The organism is Rhodohalobacter sp. SW132, from assembly GCF_003390325.1.
Lineage (GTDB): Bacteria > Bacteroidota > Rhodothermia > Balneolales > Balneolaceae > SW132.
Genome location: NZ_QUOK01000014.1, coordinates 1 through 15,421, shown reverse-complemented (window position 1 = coordinate 15,421; position 15,421 = coordinate 1). Strand labels below are relative to the sequence as shown.

Sequence of the window (15,421 nt, the reverse complement as noted above, 5' to 3'; positions counted from 1 at the left end):
GAATGAGAATAAATGAATTTGAATATAATCAGGTTGCCGATTGGGGCCTGTTTTTTGGCTGAAATAAGATTCTGAACCGGTTGCCGAGAAGGGTTCCGCACCCGCAAACGAGTCCGCCAATAAGTGCGGTAATCAAAAGCACCAGCCAGCTGCTTCCGGCGCCCAGCATTTCTGCTATTCTGTTAGACAATATCGAAGCGTTCATGATATCGATATAAATCACCTGAACACCCCAGGCAGTTGCACCTGCAAGAAATCCTGTGAAAAATGCGCGAAGACTTTTATAAAAAAGTACTGCACCAAACAATATTGCGGGGATCAGCAGGGCGTACCAGGGCAGAAATAGAGTGGTAATCCAAAAAATGAAAAGCAGTATGAAGAAATCCCGCATGTAATGATAATCGTGGTTTGGTTATAGCGACTTCCGAACCATTTTTCGGATTGTATCTACTGAGTATAAAGGATTACAGGCTTTTCTGAAATTAAAAAAAATGGTTTAAGGTAATATCAGCCGCCGAGTGGCGAAGTTTTAAAGTATTGCCTTAAAAAGAGAACAATTATTTTTCGATTAAGTAAACGAAACAGCTATTTGATCAGTTGTAAGAGGTGAAATCATTCCACATTAAACAATAATTAAAAAAAGAAGTACAATGAGTGTAAAAGAAAAGATTAAAGATGTTTATAACCATGTCCAAAACGGAACGGCATTGGATGCCTTTGAGAAATATTACGCAGAGAACGTAGATATGATTCTCGAAGATGGAACTGTAGTGTCCGGAAAAGATGCCAACCGTGACAGAGAGAACGAATTTTTTGGCAGTGTTGAATCCTTTAACGGCATGGAAGTCGTTTCAATCACAGCCAATGAGGAAGAAGAAACCACAGCTGTTGAGAGCTGGATGGATGTAACCTTTAAAGGTGCAGATGAATCCACCAAACTCGAGCAGGTTGCCACCCAGCAGTGGGAAGACGGCAAAATCGTGAGAGAACGATTTTACGGAACCCAGCAGGGATAATTCTTTTTGTCTTTTGGGAAAAAATCAAAGCCCTCCGGAAACGGAGGGCTTTTTTAGTTTTTACCTAATATCTGCCATCTATCATCTAAAATCTACCCCGCCCACTCCTTAGGATTCTTCAACACATCCACCAGTTCAGCCTCTTTCGTCCCCGGTTCAGGGTGATGGTCGTAATCCCATCGTACCCTTGGTGGCAGACTCATCAGGATCGATTCAATTCTTCCGTTGGTTTTCAGGCCAAAAAGTGTACCGCGATCGTGAATCAGATTGAACTCCACGTAACGTCCTCGGCGAATCTCCTGCCAGTAGCGTTGTGCAGGATTGTACGGCTCTGATTTCCGTTTTTCAGCAATCGGCCGGTACGCTTCAATAAATGAACTTCCCACATCGGTTGTGAACGCGTACCAATCTTCAAGGCTCATGGAGTCATCTGCCCGCAGGTAGTCAAAAAAGAGTCCCCCGATACCGCGGCCCTCACCGCGATGCGCGTTATGGAAGTACTCATCGCACTCCTTTTTATAGTTAGGATAAAGCTCTTCTCCGTGCCGGTCGCATGCAGATTTAAACACTTTATGAAAGTGGACGGCGTCTTCTTCGAACAGGTAGTATGGCGTCAGATCCGCACCACCACCAAACCAGCCGTCAACAGCGTTCTCCATTGCTTCATCGTCATAGAGCTCGAAGTAGCGGAAATTGGCGTGAACGGTGGGCACCATCGGGTTTTCCGGGTGGATCACCAGGGAAAGACCGCCGGCCCAGAACCATCCGCTCTTCACATTGAAGTGTTTCTTGATCGGATCAGGCAGTTCGCCCCAGACCCTCGAAATATTCACTCCGCCTTTTTCGAACAGATCGCCTTTTTCAATCACGCGGGTCCGACCGCCGCCGCCGCCATCCCGCTCCCAGTTATCCTCGTGAAACCGGCCGCTGCCGTCGGTCTCTTCCATTGCGGCACAGATTTCATCCTGGAGGTTGTCGATGTAGTTTGAGAAGTTTTGTTTGATTTGTGACATGTTGGGAGAAATATGTTTTTGGATATATTAAATCCCCTCTACAGAGGGGAAAAGTGAATGAAAACAGCACAGCTGCTTTTCATGATCGAGGGGTGTGTTTACGGAGTGTTGATACAGTTCCTGAGTTCACTTCCGGTCTCCAGCCGCACCAACACACCCCTGATCAAAGTCGCTGTACGCGGTTTGATCTGTCCCCTCTCAAGCCAAACCTGGTCCCGATTTTTCGGGGAGGGGATTGACACCTTCTCACTTCTCACTTTTGCCCTTTCACTTTTTCTAAAATCTATTATCTCACATCTAATATCTATCCCCCATACCCCTTCACCGTATCCACAAACGCGCGGGCGTGATCAACGGGAATGTGTGGCAGAATTCCGTGACCGAGGTTGGCGATGTATCTCTGTGTGCCAAAACGGTCGATCATTCGTTTGGTCTGGCGTTCAATTTCAGGGATCGGGGAGAGGAGTCTGACGGGATCAAAATTTCCCTGCAGTGTTATATCATTGCGGGTTTTTTCGCGGGCAAACTCCGGACTGATGGTCCAGTCAATTCCAAGAGCAGCAGCACCGCTTTTGTAGCTCAGCCGCTCCAGTGCGTACCACGATCCTTTCGCAAAAAGAATGACCGGCACATCCTTGATCGACTGCGTGATCTCCATCAAGTAGGGCATCGCCCATTCGTTAAAATCGTCTGGACTCAGAAGTCCGCTCCATGAATCAAACACCTGGATCGCCTGGGCGCCCGCCTCCACCTGCGCCTGCAGGTAGTCGATGGTAGCTTTTGTCAGCTCTTTCATCACATGTCGCGCAGCATCTGGATGCTGATAGAGAAACGCCTTGGCTTTGTCGAATGTCTTTGAGCCTTCGCCCTGAACCATGTAGCAGAAAAGGGTCCACGGTGCTCCGCCAAAGCCAATTAACGGAACACGACCGTTGAGTTCATGACGGGTAAGCGTGATCGCCTTCATAACGTGATCCAGCTTTTGAGGCACATCCTCAGCCAGAATGGAAAACGCATCATCAACCGTTTTGATGTTGTTTTCCAGGACAGGTCCTTTTCCTTTTACAAGATCCACATCAATCCCAAGCGCCTGCGGGATGGTGAGAATATCGGAGAAAATAATGGCCGCATCCGGCTCCAGTTCATCAATCGGCTGCAGGGTGATTTCACACGCCAGCTCAGGAGTTTCCACCCGTTCAAAGAACGTGTATTTCCGGCGAAGAACCATATACTGCGGTAAATACCGCCCGGCCTGACGCATCATCCATACTGGCGGGCGTTCTACCTCTTCACCTTTCAGTGCGCGGAGGAATAGGTCGTTTTTAAGTTTTGGGAAGTTGTGGGGCATGAGACAAATTTAAGTTTTGTAATTAATTTCGAAGTGTCCCCCTTGGAAGGGGGCAATGGGGGATGATAATCGGAGCGGTGAATCTAAATGGAAATTGTTAAAGGGTTTAAGACCTTGCTGGTCATCCCCCTGCACCTTGGGTGCTTTCCCCCTTCAAAGGGGGACTAGAATCATCACCTTTATTAGATTCAAGCTTTTCAATCCAGTGCATTATTTCACTTTCTACATTTCTTAAGTCTTTCATCACTTCATCATCAGAAAACTTGAGGATTTTGAAACCAGCATCTTCAAGCTCAGTCTGTCTCTTTTTATCCTTTTTCCACTGTTGTTCAAACTCGTGTGAAAACCCATCTAATTCAATGATCAGTTTTAAATCTTTACAAAGAAAATCTGCTATATAATTAAGTACGGGCCGCTGACGCAGAATTGTGTATCCGGTTTGTTTACCTCGGAACAGTTCGGTCCATAGCCGAATTTCTGCTTTTGTGGAGTTGTTTCGGAGTTTTTGGGCCAGTTCTTTGAGGCTTTTGTTGTAGTGGAGATTTGTGTCATCCCCCATTGCCCCCTTCAAAGGGGTACACTCCTCAACTGGCTTATTGCCAGTTTCCCCCAAAACCCTTGCCACAAACCTTAAAAAAACCACCGTATCCGGTTCAGGGCTGATGTGTACGTGACGGCCTGATTCGATGCTTAGCTCCTCTGCCGTGGTCGAGCCAATGGCGAAGAGTTCCGGAAGTTCAGGCTGGCGAAACCCGCCGCTTTGGCGAAAGGCCTGTACGGAACTTGGGCTGTAGAACAAGATTCCGTCGACAGGTTCTGATGGAAGCTTCATTTGATTCAGCTTAGTTGCATATACAACAATATCTTTTATATCGATTTCCGATTCTGTGAGATAGTGACGAAGTTCATCCCGCCTTTTGTCTCCGCAAAAATGAAGTACCGTGGTATCTTTTAGTTCAGGCATCTTCAAAAAATCATCAATGATTAGATGAGCAAGCCCGACTCCATCCTGTTGATCGGGGACAGACACATCATCGAAACCGATATCTTTCAGCGTCTCGGCTGTCTTTCCGCCAACCGCGTAAACTGGTGTATTTTCTGGAAACCGTACACCAGCCTGCCTGAACTGATCAAATCCTTTTACACCATTCCGGCTGGTGAAAGCAAACACTACTTTTTTTGATTCATCCAGAATACGCTGCACAGAGAGCCAGTTGCTTCTGAATTCAATTGTGAGAGCAGGTTCTTCGGTAACGCTCAACCCAAGATCATCAGCAAGAGAACGCTGCGAATTGGTCAGCTCACGGGTAATCAATATGTTGCGGGTGTTTGGCAAGATCAGATCCTGTTTATAACGACTGGTTCTACTTTCGTAAATCTTCCACCAGCTTGTCTGCTCCCTGGTCCAGAAGCTTTTGGGCGGCTTTACGGCCCAGTCCTTTGGCTTCATGTACCGGTGCTGTCATTTCAATATCGTACTGCAGAGAGCCGTCAATTTTCAAAGCCACGGCCTGGAAAATCAGCTGTTTCTCTTCAATCCAGGCGTAGGCACCGACGGGAGCGCTGCAGCCAGCTTCCATTTCATTGAGCAGCTCGCGTTCAATACCGGTACAGAGTGCCGTTTCAGAATGATTCAGCTCTGAGGTGATATTTATCAACTTATCGTCATCTTCGCGGACCATCACCGCCATCGCCCCTTGCGCAGGAGCGGGGATCATCCAGTTGAGGTAAGCAGAAATGTTATGATCCAGATTGATTCGTTTGAGTCCGGCTGCGGCGAAAATTGCCCCGTGCCAGCCGTTTTCACTCACTTTCCGCAGGCGGGTATTTACATTTCCGCGGATGTTGGTGATTTTATGATTCGGATATCGGTGCAGCCACTGCGCCCGGCGGCGATTGCTGCTGGTGGCGACGGTCGCCTGGACGGTTGGATCATCTAAAAAGTCGGTTCCTTTTGGCGCTACGAGAGAGTCGCGAGGATCTTCCCGTTCCATCACAGCAGAAACAATAAGAGGCAGAGGGTTTTCAGTAGGAAGATCTTTGTAGGAGTGTACGGCAAGATCAATCCGGTCTTCAAGAAGCGCGTCATCCAGTGCTTTGGTGAAAACGCCTTTTCCACCCATCTCCGTAAGTGGTGTAGTGAGATCCAGATCCCCCTCCGATTTCACAAAAATAAGCTCTGTTTGATGTCCGCTGTTTTGAAGTTCTGCAGCTACTTTTTTGGCCTGCCAGGTGGCAAGTTCACTGTCGCGGGTACCAATTCGAATCGGTTGACCAGCCATTTATTTCTCTTCGGTTTCCAGCTTAAACATATCTTCCACCATTTTGGCAACGTCATCACTTTGATGGTGATCGCGAAGGTGTTCGATGCTATAGGCTGCAATTTTGTTGACAATCCGGCGGGTTAGATTATCAATTTTTTGTTGATCCTTTGAACTGATTTTATTTCTGAAAAACTGGAATTCATCCTCACGGATCGCTTCAAATTTTCGGGTCAGTGCTTTAATTGTAGGCACTACGCGCTGTTCGCTGATCCATAGCTGGTAGTCGGAGAGTTCCTGTTCTATAATTTTTTTCACCAGTGGAACTTCCTCTTCCCGCTTGCTGTACGCCTCATCGGTAACATCACCCAGCATATCCATATTGGCTACATCTACAAAATCGAGTGTCGCCACATTCGGGTCGATGTTCCTGGGAACGGATAGATCAAGCATGATCTTGAACTTTGGATTTTCCATTGATGGCTGCATATGCTCGGGGCGGATTACCGGTTCGCTCGCACCGGTAGCAACAATCACGAGATCGGCATCGGCGATCTGTTCCGGCAGTCGTTCCATATCGGCTACTTCAAGATTAAATTTGTCAGCCACAAATTCGGCACGGTCCCGGGTACGGTTGATCAGCGTGAGTTTGCTGGCACCAAGATTAATTAGATTTTTGCAGGTCACTTTTCCGATTTTACCGGTACCCACGAGTAAAATATTCTTATCGTGCAGATTTTCGAACGTCTGAACAGCAAATTTCACGGCAGCATAAGCAACAGTTGCGGCACCCTGACCGAGCGACGTTTCATTACGTGATCGTTTGTGCGCTCGGAAAACGTGCTGCATCAGGCGGTGCATTTCGCCGGAAATCATCCCTTCGGAGCCGGAAAGTTCATACCCCTCTTTCACCTGTTTTACGATTTGAAGGTCACCCAGGATTTGGGAATCGAGACCGGTAGCAACCTTGAAAAGATGTTCAATGGCACGTGGTCCTTCGAGTTCAAACCCGTATTTGTGGAACTCATCCAGGTTTCCGCTGGAATATGTTGTGAGCAGACGGATGAGCTCACGGGTTGTGGCTCCGTTGGCAATCACTTCGGTACGGTTACAGGTAGAGATCACGAAAATACTTTCGATCCCCTCCCGTTTTGCTCCGTCAAGAAAAAGCCTTTTCCTCTCGCCGATCAGGCTGAATTTCTCCCTGATTTCTACAGGAGCATCCCAGTGATTGATTCCGATTAAAGTAAAATTATTTAGACTTGGATGAACCATCCTGATTATGCCGTAACTGCTTTAGTTGAATTTTTCTGATCCCATTGAACGGTTGAACGATCGATTTCATGTGATAACACGCGCAAAGTTTCCTCGGCGAGTGCTTTCAGGTACAGCGGGTGGTCGTTCAAGCCACTCATTACTTTTAAACTTTCGAACTCAAAACCTTCTTCTTCCAGGTCTTCCTTAAGTTCAACGCCCAGTTCAAAAAGTGTTTCGATGTGGTCGGTCACAAACGCGACCGGTATCATCAAAAAGTTTTTGATACCATATTCCAGATGCCGTCTTACCAGGTCTTCTGTATTAGGCTGAGTCCATTTTTGTGGGCCCACTTTAGATTGGAAACCGAGCCAGTAGGAGTGTTTTTCCTCCCGGCGTTCCATCACCGCTTCCATCGTTTCTTTAACCTCTACAGTATATGGATCACCGCTTTTTACTTCAAGGATCGGTGTTCCATGAGCGCTGAAAATCAAATGTGTTTTCTGGCGTGTCTCTTCATCGAGCTCAGCAAGCGATTCATCAATCCTGTCATTAATTGCCTGAAGGTACGACTCGTTCCGGTGATAATTTTTTACATGAAACTGTTTCCAGGGAGCACCTGTCTTGCCAAATTTCTCTTTTTCAACATCTTCCCAGTCCCGGAAACTGCTACCGGTTGTAGTCCAGGAAAATTGAGGGTAGAGCGGCATCAGAACCGTATGAGTAATTTCATCTTCCAGCATATCATCCATAATCTGGTCTGCAAACGGCAGCCAGTAGCGCATGCAGGTATAAACTTTTACTTCGGTTTCGGGTAACAAATTTCTGAAATATTTTTCGAGACCTCTGCGCTGCGCTTCTGTGAGACCATTAATAGGTGAGCAGCATTCCGAGATAACTTTATTCTGTCTGTTGAAACAATGCTTGTTTCCCGTACATCCTTTCGGGCATCCATTAATCTCCTTATAATCCTCTGCTACAGAAGGAGCCCGGAATTTAGAGATAATTTTCGCGAACAGGTTCTGGCTAAACCCACCTCCAAGTTTGATGATATCTTCATCACTGAATAGATTCTTCAAAAATATCCTGACATTATCCTCGTGGGTAGGCCCGCCAAGGTTCATTAGTACAATTCCAAGCTTCATGTCGTGTGGGGTTATTATCGCTTATGTGTTTCCATAGTTTGAGCCGCGTGAAAATAACTCTTTTTTTGTGAAGGCGTGGTGAAGATTGAATGGTTAGACAGGTTCTAAATAAGAAAAGCGGACTCATTCTATACTGTTTCTTTTAGATATAGGCAGAAATGCCGATAAGTAACCTCACTCATAATGAATTGAGTGTAACATTCACTTTAGGTTTACGTGAAGTAATGATATTGCCATTAAGCTGTTATATACGAACTGAAGTACAATAGATTGCATTAAAGCAATATGCTCAAAATTACAATTGAAGCCATTGGAACCCTGGCTCTTGTGCTGGCACTCGGAGTAACGGCCGACCCTGTTACCGCCGGGTTGGTTCTGATGGTCTTGCTCTATATCGGTTTTTCTGTCACCGGGGTACATTTCAATCCCGCGGTATCATTGGGAGTGTGGACACTTGGAAAGGAAAGTTCGGGTACACTGGCTCTGAGACTATTCGGGCAGTTTATCGGCGCTTCCGTGGGGGCTTTTCTGGCAGATCGTATTACCCGTATTACCTACATTCCCGGTCCGGCACCATCAAGCAGTGTGGCCGAATTTATTTTTCTTGAATTTCTTTTCTCGTTCATTTTTGTACTGCTTTTTTTGATTATGATCTACCCGGCGTCGGTTCAGAAACGGTCTCTGGTTGGGATCGTGGCAGGTGCCGGTTTTGCCGGCTGCCTGATGGCGGCTGAACCGGTAAACGGATTTGGTCTGCACCCCGCATTCAGTTCAGCGTTCTCCCTTATCGATTATCTGCAAGACGGCAACAGCTATCGGCACCTGCCGGTTTATTTTTTTACACCGCTTATTGCTGCGTTGATAGCGGGTGTCATCCACAGAAAACTATTCTCAAACCGGGATAACGATCCCGAAATTGAAGCCGCAAAAGAAGTTTAGTTTAGCTGATATTAACAAAGGAATACGCAGGTCAGCCGATGCCTTTTTTTATGTGGGTTTTTGAAGGGTAAACCAAAAAGCAGAACCTTTACCCGGTGTGCTTTTTACTTTAATTTCTGTTTTATGGGCTGTTAAAATACTTTTTACAACGGCAAGGCCGAGCCCGGTGCCGCCCTTATCACGGGAGCGGGCTTTATCCGTTCGGTAGAACCGGTCGAACAGGCGGGAGAGATGGTTTTCTGATATGCCAATTCCCGAATCGCTAACCTCCACCGAAAGGTGATCGTCAAATTCTTCTATCGATACTTTTATAAATCCCTCGTTTGTATATTTCACAGCATTGGAGACAAGGTTTTCAAGCACCTGTTCAATTTTATTAGGATCCGCATATACCGATACCGACTGTTTATCCACCTCGAACTGGAGTCCTTTTTTTGCCGCCCTGTTTTTATAAAGTTCTTCTATATCATCCAGTATAAGCTGAATGTCGAATGGTTTTTTCTCAATAAAATAGCTGTCACTGTCGTACCGCTGCAGCGTCATCAAATCTTTAAACAGCTGGTTGATACGTCCGGTTTGCCGGGCAGCAGTTTCTATATATCTTTCTTTTTTCTCGTCAGACAGGTTTTTCAGCTGCAGCATTTCAAGCGAGCCTGAGATTGTGTGCAGCGGATTTCTGATTTCGTGGGTGATATCTGCGAAGAATTGCCGCTGTTTTTCATACATCGCCTTCAGGGTTTCGTTGTCAGCACGGAGCCGTTCAGCCATCTGGTTCAGCGATTTTGCGAGTGTGCCAAATTCATCTTTACGATCAAGTTTCAGTGTGCGATTTACGTTTCCGTCTGCAATGTCGCGGGCAGCAGATTCAAGCTGAATGATCGGTTTGGAAATAGAACGGGAAAAGAGAACGCTCACCAGGATCACAAGCCCCATGGAGATAAACATGCCGGTATAAATAATCCATCGAATCGTTCGAATCGGCTCATAAATCTGATCTTTATTAATACTAACGCGAATATAACGCGCCGGGTTGTTTCCCCCGCTGATAGCCATATAAGCCACTAAATCATCACTGTCAGGCTCATTTTCCAGGAGAACGATTCCGGAATTTTCAAGGCTGTTTTGCCGGTTTTGTTCCAGCTTGGTATCTTCATTCGCTTCTTCGTAATAGGGCACGCTCGCAAACAAAATTCCATCGCCATCATATATCGATATTCTGTAGCCTGATGTACGCGCCGCTTCATTGAGGTTGGTTTCGAACTGCTCATCAGACTGAAGATTTTGAATGGTGATGGCAAGCCACTCTGTATCGTTCAAAATCTGCTCTTCGCCTTCGTTGAGCAGATAATTACGGATGAAAAGAATCGAATAACTGCTGATGGCAGTGATACCGAAGATCAGCAGCAGAATAAAGGTCCAGGCTAATTTCGCACGAATACTCATGTTTGAAAAAGATCACGATTTAAACCGTAACCCAGCCCGCGATACGTTTTAATGACGTCTGACGAATCGCCCATTTTCAGGCGTAGATTTTTCACATGAACGTCAACCGTGCGGTCGAATACAAATTTATCATCATCGCCAATATGCTCAAGAATCTGTTGACGGCTATAAACCATTTTAGGATTCTGGAAAAAAAGTTCTGCCAGAGCATACTCGGTTGAAGTTAGATCGATACGTTTCTCTTTTTGATACAGATCTTTTCCGATGGTATCGAGGTAAAGATCGCCATATTGTAACCATTTACTGTTTTGTGGCTGCTGTCTGCGCAGGAGTGACTCCACGTGCGCTTTTACCAGTTTCAGGCTGGCGGGTTTTGGGATGTAATCGTCGGCACCAAGCTCAAGCCCTTCAATTTCATCCTTTTCTTGATCGCGAGCGGTGAGAAAAATAACGGGGATTCCGGAAAGGACCGGGTGTTTACGGATTCTCCTGCAGATCTCTTTTCCATCCACATGCGGCACCATGATGTCGAGAATGGCAACATCAATTTCATCCGCCCGCTTGTCAATCAGAGCGAGAGCCTCTTTACCGTCGTATGCAACAAGCACGTTAAAATTTTCAATCTCTAAAAAATTGGCCAGCATGTCTGCGGGCTCTTTTTCATCTTCGACTAAAAGAATGGTGTGTTTATGGTGCATAAGTGGTTGTCATACATTATCATTTGAGCAGGAAAATAGGGAAAAGCTACAAGTTTTTTTAATCCGTTCAGATTTGTTTTTAAAATAGAATCAAAATCACCAGGTCTAAATTATGTACTACCAAAATAAAGTTGTTTGGATCACCGGTGCTTCATCCGGGATCGGGGAAGCATTAGCGTATGCTTTAAACAAAAAGGGGGCGCGCTTAATTCTATCTGCGCGAAGAGAACAAGAGCTGGAACGGGTGAAAAAGAACTGCAGCGGTAACCCCGAAGATATCCTGGTTCTGCCCCTCGATTTGACTGAATCAGATCTGTTTTCTGAAAAAACAGCCGAGGCAAAAACTCACTTTGGGGGGGTGGATATCCTGATAAATAATGGCGGGATCAGCCAGCGGGCGTATGCACTCGAGGCGGATATGGCGTCTATTCGTCACCTGATGGAGATTAACTTTTTTGGTGCTATCGCTCTCACGAAGGCTGTTGTGCCGGCGATGATTGAACGCGGTCACGGCCACGTTGTGGTGATCAGCAGCGTGATGGGGAAGTTTGGAACGCGTTATCGATCTGCGTACGCCGCATCGAAACATGCACTGCACGGCTGGTTCGATTGCCTGCGGCAGGAGGTTCAGAAGGATGGTATTGATGTGTCCATCGTCTGTCCCGGTTATGTGAAAACCAACGTTACGAAAAATGCGCTGAAAGCTGACGGCACCAAATTGAACGAAATGGGAGATGCCCATAAAAAAGCGATGAGCCCGGATGAATTTGCAGAAAAACTGCTGCCGAAACTATCAGCCGGCAAACAGGAAATTTACATCGGCGGAAAAGAGATTGCTGCCGTCTATCTGAAGCGTTTTTTCCCAAAACTGCTCAACAAAATTTTGATGAGAAGTAAGGTCACATAGAATTTAAATTATATCATGTGTTTTTAGTCAGGTCTTTAATAAACAGCGGTTTTCTCAATTTATGGATGCCGGGGATAGACCCGCAACTAAACTCAGTTTTTGGGTGATTCTATGTTGCAGACTACGAAATTTTCGTTTAGCCACGGCCAAATCAGAGGGCCAAATCATTTGTCTCTTGTCCACACAGTAAACAGGTTTTCCAGAGATTTTTACAATCTCTTTTGCCTGAGTGTATGAACTTTCAATAAATAGCGTAGAATTTCTCTGATTAGCAAAAATTTCACCTTTAAATTTTCCATAGTCAACTGCCTGACGCGATCCTTTTTGGCTTGAAAAATTTCTCATAATTAAATGATCAAATGTGATGCCGTGGCGAGCCAGCCAAGCTTCGGTTTGTGGCCGGTATTTTTCCAGTCGGTCTGTTACCAGAATTCCGACATTATAATCTGTACGGAGTAACGGTTGTGCATTAGCAAGAAAATGCAGATAATTTTTTTCGTCTTTATTCTCCTCAAATGTTGGGCTCTTACACAGAACACCATCAATATCAACACATGATTTATTAATTATCGAGTGGTTCATCATATTCCACTCGAAAACACGAGGAATGGCGCATTCCTCAAGAAATATGTCTACTTTGTGGGTCATACCTGGTTTAAGATAAGCAACAGCAAATTGAATTGACTTATCGGGATAAGATCCCTGAATTTTTTGTATCGTCTTCTCCATTGCAGCTCCAGTTGAAAGGCTATCATCGACAACAAGAATATTCTTCATTGATTCAAATGACTTATTCGTATCGTTCATTCGACTACCAGAAGAGAGAATTTTTCCGTTCAGAAAGCTGTTCACATCGGTTAATGGTAGATGCAGATGAAGAGCGATAATATTTGCAGCCATTAATCCGCTTCGGGGTACCCCCACAACAAGGTCTGTATTGGGTGGAAATTTATGCAAATTCTTGGCAATAGTGTGATTTAAATCGCTCAGGGAACGATATTGTAGCTCTTTCTTTCTCATAAGAATATTACTGTATTTATAAGTAGATGATATTACAAAGATCAATTAACATTGAATTAGTTGTAATACTACGAAAGTGCTTTTTTAAAAGTGGTTAGTTTAGGTTAACAGAGTAGATTTAAATGGTATTTCGGATTAATATTTTCATATATACCGAATTCAGAAGAGTTACAATGAGTAGTTTTTGTATGAAAAAGGAAAACCTCAGATAGGGGATGCAATTAGGGTATTGGTTAGAAACGGTGTAATTGTAGGAACATGCTGAGTTATAAAAAAGATTATTTAAAACCTACATCAGCCGTTTACGTTTATTCAGATATGCCAGCAGTGCCAGGTCAAACGGCTTTTGAGTATCGATCTCTTCAAAATCGACCAGCGCTTTGCTGCACGCGATTTTGAATTCGTGAGTGTATTCAGCCACTTTTTTCTTGTAATCTTCTTTTATTTGGGAAGGCACGACTTCAATTTCAGACCCGGTTTCCATATCCTCGAACAGAAATTTACCATCGCTGAAATCAAGCTCCCGTTCGCTTTGATGCTCTAACACATTAAAAAGGAGCACCTCATGCTTTTGATGCCGTAAATGCCGCAGGGCAGAGATGAGCGCTTCGTGGTTCTCTCTGTTCTCAAAAAGATCGGTGAGAATAACAACCAGGCTGCGGCGTTTCAGGCTTTCAGCAAGAGAGTGGAGTGCGTCAGCCGATGCAGAAACCCGCTGTTCTTTCGATTTCTCTTTTTCTTGTTTAAGCTCTTTTTCGAGGTGCCTGAAAAGAAGCCTCAGATGACTTTGGGTTGATTTTGGGGGAAGTTGAAACTGAATTTTTTCATCAAACAGTGTGAGCCCGGTGGCGTCGCGCTGACGATTCATCATATACGCTAGTGCCGATGCAAAGTGGATCGCATACCGCAATTTGCTCCAGTCTGCAAAATGTTTGAAATACATCGAACTGCTGGTGTCGAGGGCGATATGTGCACGAAGATTCGTCTCTGCTTCATACTGCTTCACGTAAAAACGCTCCGACTTTCCATACACTTTCCAGTCGATATGCTTAAAATCATCACCCTGGTTATAGGGTCTGTGTTCAGCAAACTCCACACTGAACCCGTGATACGGACTCCGGTGCAGACCGGAGACAAATCCCTCAATAATTTTTCTTGCTTTCAGCTCAAGGGGTGCAAGCTGGTTGAGAAGGTCGGATTGTAAAATCATATGGGAAGCTACCGGTTTAAATATGCTACAGCAAGATGAAAAATTTCCAACGTACCATTTTGGCCAATCATTACATATTTTTTACTCTTACATTTGGAGCCCGGCGGGTATCTGCACAAAATCTACAGAGAAAAATCTGCCGAACCTTTCTATCAATCTAAATTTATTCAGATGTCTACCATAATTACTTCTGCAAACCAGTTGAGTTTCCAACGTTCCGATCTGCGAACTATGCCGTTACCTGACCAGGTGATGATGGTGAAACCGACCTACTTTGATGTTGAATATGTGATTAATCCCCATATGGCAAACCAGGTTGGGCGGGTTGACACAATGCAGGCTGAAAATGAATGGGGATATCTGCGTGACGGCTACAAAGAGCTGGGCTACAAACTGCACATTCTTGACGGAGTGAAGGGATACCCGGATATGGTTTTCAGCGCAAATCAAAGCCTGCCTTATATCGCACCGGATGGGGAACGACACGTACTGATGGGAGTGATGAACAGTGATCAGCGCAAAGGTGAAGTGCCTTACATCGAGGAATTTTTTAAAAAACAGGGATATACCATCCACCATGTGGAATCAGAAAAAGTGGAGTCTTTTGAAGGAATGGGAGATGCGCTCTGGCATTTCAAACGCGGATTGATTTGGGGAGCATACGGTTTCCGGAGTTCACTCGAAGTGTATGATCAGATTTCCGAGTTGTTTGATGTCCCCGTAATTGCACTCGAGCTGCAGGATGATAAGTTCTACCATCTTGATACCTGTATGTGTATCCTGAACGAATCGACAGCATTGATCTATTCCGATGCCTTTAACGAGGAGGGAATTGAACTGATCCGGTCGGTTTTTGATACGGTGATTGAGGCCTCATCCTATGAAGCGGAAAAACTGTTTGCGGTCAACGCGGTTTGCCCCGATGGCAAAAATGTGATGATTCAGCAGGGATGCACCGATGTGAACCAAAAACTTCGCGATGCCGGATTTTACGTGCACGAATTCAGTACGTACGAATTCATCAAAAGCGGAGGCAGTGTATTCTGCATGAAAATGCTTCTCTGGTAGAATAGAGATTTAAGATGAAGTGGAGTGCAAGATTGCCAAAGTAGTAAGTAGTTGGGCGGTAGTAGTTTTGAGTGTTGGATAATTAGTGATTTGACATGC

15 protein-coding genes are annotated in these 15,421 nt (G+C 45.2%); 4 read left to right on the top strand and 11 right to left on the bottom strand.

Translation table 11 applies throughout. From position 1 onward, the window contains the following. Positions 1 to 28 precede the first annotated feature (28 nt). Positions 29 to 391 carry a hypothetical protein gene (locus DYD21_RS19360; protein WP_116038670.1) on the bottom strand — a complete coding sequence of 121 codons (363 nt, stop codon included), beginning with the start codon at positions 389 to 391 and terminating at the stop codon, positions 29 to 31. A gap of 259 nt (positions 392 to 650) precedes the next feature. Here DYD21_RS19360 and DYD21_RS19355 point away from each other — a divergent pair, with 259 nt between their 5' ends. Further along, positions 651 to 1,016 carry a nuclear transport factor 2 family protein gene (locus tag DYD21_RS19355; RefSeq protein WP_116038669.1) on the top strand — a complete coding sequence of 122 codons (366 nt, stop codon included), beginning with the start codon at positions 651 to 653 and terminating at the stop codon, positions 1,014 to 1,016. Positions 1,017 to 1,108: 92 nt separating this feature from the next. Here the strand turns inward: DYD21_RS19355 and hemF are convergent, their stop codons facing one another. The 6 genes from hemF to hemH form a co-directional block, all read right to left on the bottom strand. Further along, positions 1,109 to 2,020, bottom strand: a complete 912-nt coding sequence (gene hemF, locus DYD21_RS19350; protein WP_370051362.1) for an oxygen-dependent coproporphyrinogen oxidase — start codon at positions 2,018 to 2,020, stop codon at positions 1,109 to 1,111. A gap of 313 nt (positions 2,021 to 2,333) precedes the next feature. Then, the gene (gene hemE, locus DYD21_RS19345; RefSeq protein WP_116038667.1) at positions 2,334 to 3,377 is read right to left on the bottom strand and encodes a uroporphyrinogen decarboxylase; all 1,044 of its coding nucleotides are present in this window, start codon (positions 3,375 to 3,377) and stop codon (positions 2,334 to 2,336) included. A 121-nt stretch (positions 3,378 to 3,498) separates the two neighbouring features. Continuing rightward, the gene (locus DYD21_RS19340; protein WP_116038666.1) at positions 3,499 to 4,827 is read right to left on the bottom strand and encodes a uroporphyrinogen-III synthase; all 1,329 of its coding nucleotides are present in this window, start codon (positions 4,825 to 4,827) and stop codon (positions 3,499 to 3,501) included. Continuing rightward, entirely contained in the window at positions 4,742 to 5,659 is a 918-nt protein-coding gene (hemC, locus tag DYD21_RS19335) for a hydroxymethylbilane synthase (protein ID WP_116038665.1), read from the bottom strand. The genes DYD21_RS19340 and hemC overlap by 86 nt, the downstream gene beginning before the upstream one ends. Then, a complete protein-coding gene (gene hemA / locus DYD21_RS19330) occupies positions 5,660 to 6,913 on the bottom strand; it encodes a glutamyl-tRNA reductase (RefSeq protein ID WP_116038664.1) in 1,254 nt (417 codons plus the stop codon). It abuts the gene before it with no gap. A gap of 5 nt (positions 6,914 to 6,918) precedes the next feature. Further along, a complete protein-coding gene (gene hemH / locus DYD21_RS19325) occupies positions 6,919 to 8,037 on the bottom strand; it encodes a ferrochelatase (protein WP_116038663.1) in 1,119 nt (372 codons plus the stop codon). Between the two features lie 285 nt (positions 8,038 to 8,322). On the opposite strand from hemH, the gene DYD21_RS19320 reads away from it, so the two are divergent. Next, a complete protein-coding gene (locus DYD21_RS19320) occupies positions 8,323 to 8,976 on the top strand; it encodes an aquaporin (RefSeq protein WP_116038662.1) in 654 nt (217 codons plus the stop codon). A 48-nt stretch (positions 8,977 to 9,024) separates the two neighbouring features. On the opposite strand, the gene DYD21_RS19315 is transcribed toward DYD21_RS19320, so the two are convergent. Further along, complete coding sequence (locus tag DYD21_RS19315) at positions 9,025 to 10,419, bottom strand: HAMP domain-containing sensor histidine kinase (protein WP_116038661.1); 1,395 nt, start codon at positions 10,417 to 10,419, stop codon at positions 9,025 to 9,027. After that, entirely contained in the window at positions 10,416 to 11,117 is a 702-nt protein-coding gene (locus DYD21_RS19310; RefSeq protein WP_116038660.1) for a response regulator transcription factor, read from the bottom strand. Before DYD21_RS19310 ends, DYD21_RS19315 begins: the two co-directional genes overlap by 4 nt. 112 nt (positions 11,118 to 11,229) lie before the next feature. On the opposite strand from DYD21_RS19310, the gene DYD21_RS19305 reads away from it, so the two are divergent. Beyond that, positions 11,230 to 12,024, top strand: a complete 795-nt coding sequence (locus DYD21_RS19305; protein ID WP_116038659.1) for an SDR family oxidoreductase — start codon at positions 11,230 to 11,232, stop codon at positions 12,022 to 12,024. A 54-nt stretch (positions 12,025 to 12,078) separates the two neighbouring features. On the opposite strand, the gene DYD21_RS19300 is transcribed toward DYD21_RS19305, so the two are convergent. Beyond that, positions 12,079 to 13,044, bottom strand: a complete 966-nt coding sequence (locus DYD21_RS19300) for a phosphoribosyltransferase family protein (RefSeq protein WP_116038658.1) — start codon at positions 13,042 to 13,044, stop codon at positions 12,079 to 12,081. Positions 13,045 to 13,333: 289 nt separating this feature from the next. Beyond that, positions 13,334 to 14,254 (bottom strand): DUF58 domain-containing protein, encoded by a 921-nt coding sequence (locus DYD21_RS19295; RefSeq protein WP_116038657.1) that lies wholly within the window; start codon positions 14,252 to 14,254, stop codon positions 13,334 to 13,336. Between the two features lie 171 nt (positions 14,255 to 14,425). On the opposite strand from DYD21_RS19295, the gene DYD21_RS19290 reads away from it, so the two are divergent. Further along, positions 14,426 to 15,322, top strand: coding sequence for a dimethylarginine dimethylaminohydrolase family protein (locus DYD21_RS19290; protein ID WP_116038740.1), 897 nt, complete (start codon positions 14,426 to 14,428; stop codon positions 15,320 to 15,322). The last annotated feature ends 99 nt before the right edge of the window (positions 15,323 to 15,421 follow it).

Bases quoted from the DNA above. Each gene is read 5' to 3' on its own strand.
- DYD21_RS19360 (WP_116038670.1), bottom strand. From the start codon at position 391: ATGCGGGATTTCTTCATACTGCTTTTCATTTTTTGGATTACCACTCTA.
- DYD21_RS19355 (WP_116038669.1), top strand. From the start codon at position 651: ATGAGTGTAAAAGAAAAGATTAAAGATGTTTATAACCATGTCCAAAAC.
- hemE (WP_116038667.1), bottom strand. From the start codon at position 3,377: ATGCCCCACAACTTCCCAAAACTTAAAAACGACCTATTCCTCCGCGCA.
- DYD21_RS19340 (WP_116038666.1), bottom strand. From the start codon at position 4,827: ATGAAGCCAAAGGACTGGGCCGTAAAGCCGCCCAAAAGCTTCTGGACC.
- hemC (WP_116038665.1), bottom strand. From the start codon at position 5,659: ATGGCTGGTCAACCGATTCGAATTGGTACCCGCGACAGTGAACTTGCC.
- hemA (WP_116038664.1), bottom strand. From the start codon at position 6,913: ATGGTTCATCCAAGTCTAAATAATTTTACTTTAATCGGAATCAATCAC.
- hemH (WP_116038663.1), bottom strand. From the start codon at position 8,037: ATGAAGCTTGGAATTGTACTAATGAACCTTGGCGGGCCTACCCACGAG.
- DYD21_RS19320 (WP_116038662.1), top strand. From the start codon at position 8,323: ATGCTCAAAATTACAATTGAAGCCATTGGAACCCTGGCTCTTGTGCTG.
- DYD21_RS19315 (WP_116038661.1), bottom strand. From the start codon at position 10,419: ATGAGTATTCGTGCGAAATTAGCCTGGACCTTTATTCTGCTGCTGATC.
- DYD21_RS19310 (WP_116038660.1), bottom strand. From the start codon at position 11,117: ATGCACCATAAACACACCATTCTTTTAGTCGAAGATGAAAAAGAGCCC.
- DYD21_RS19305 (WP_116038659.1), top strand. From the start codon at position 11,230: ATGTACTACCAAAATAAAGTTGTTTGGATCACCGGTGCTTCATCCGGG.
- DYD21_RS19300 (WP_116038658.1), bottom strand. From the start codon at position 13,044: ATGAGAAAGAAAGAGCTACAATATCGTTCCCTGAGCGATTTAAATCAC.
- DYD21_RS19295 (WP_116038657.1), bottom strand. From the start codon at position 14,254: ATGATTTTACAATCCGACCTTCTCAACCAGCTTGCACCCCTTGAGCTG.
- DYD21_RS19290 (WP_116038740.1), top strand. From the start codon at position 14,426: ATGTCTACCATAATTACTTCTGCAAACCAGTTGAGTTTCCAACGTTCC.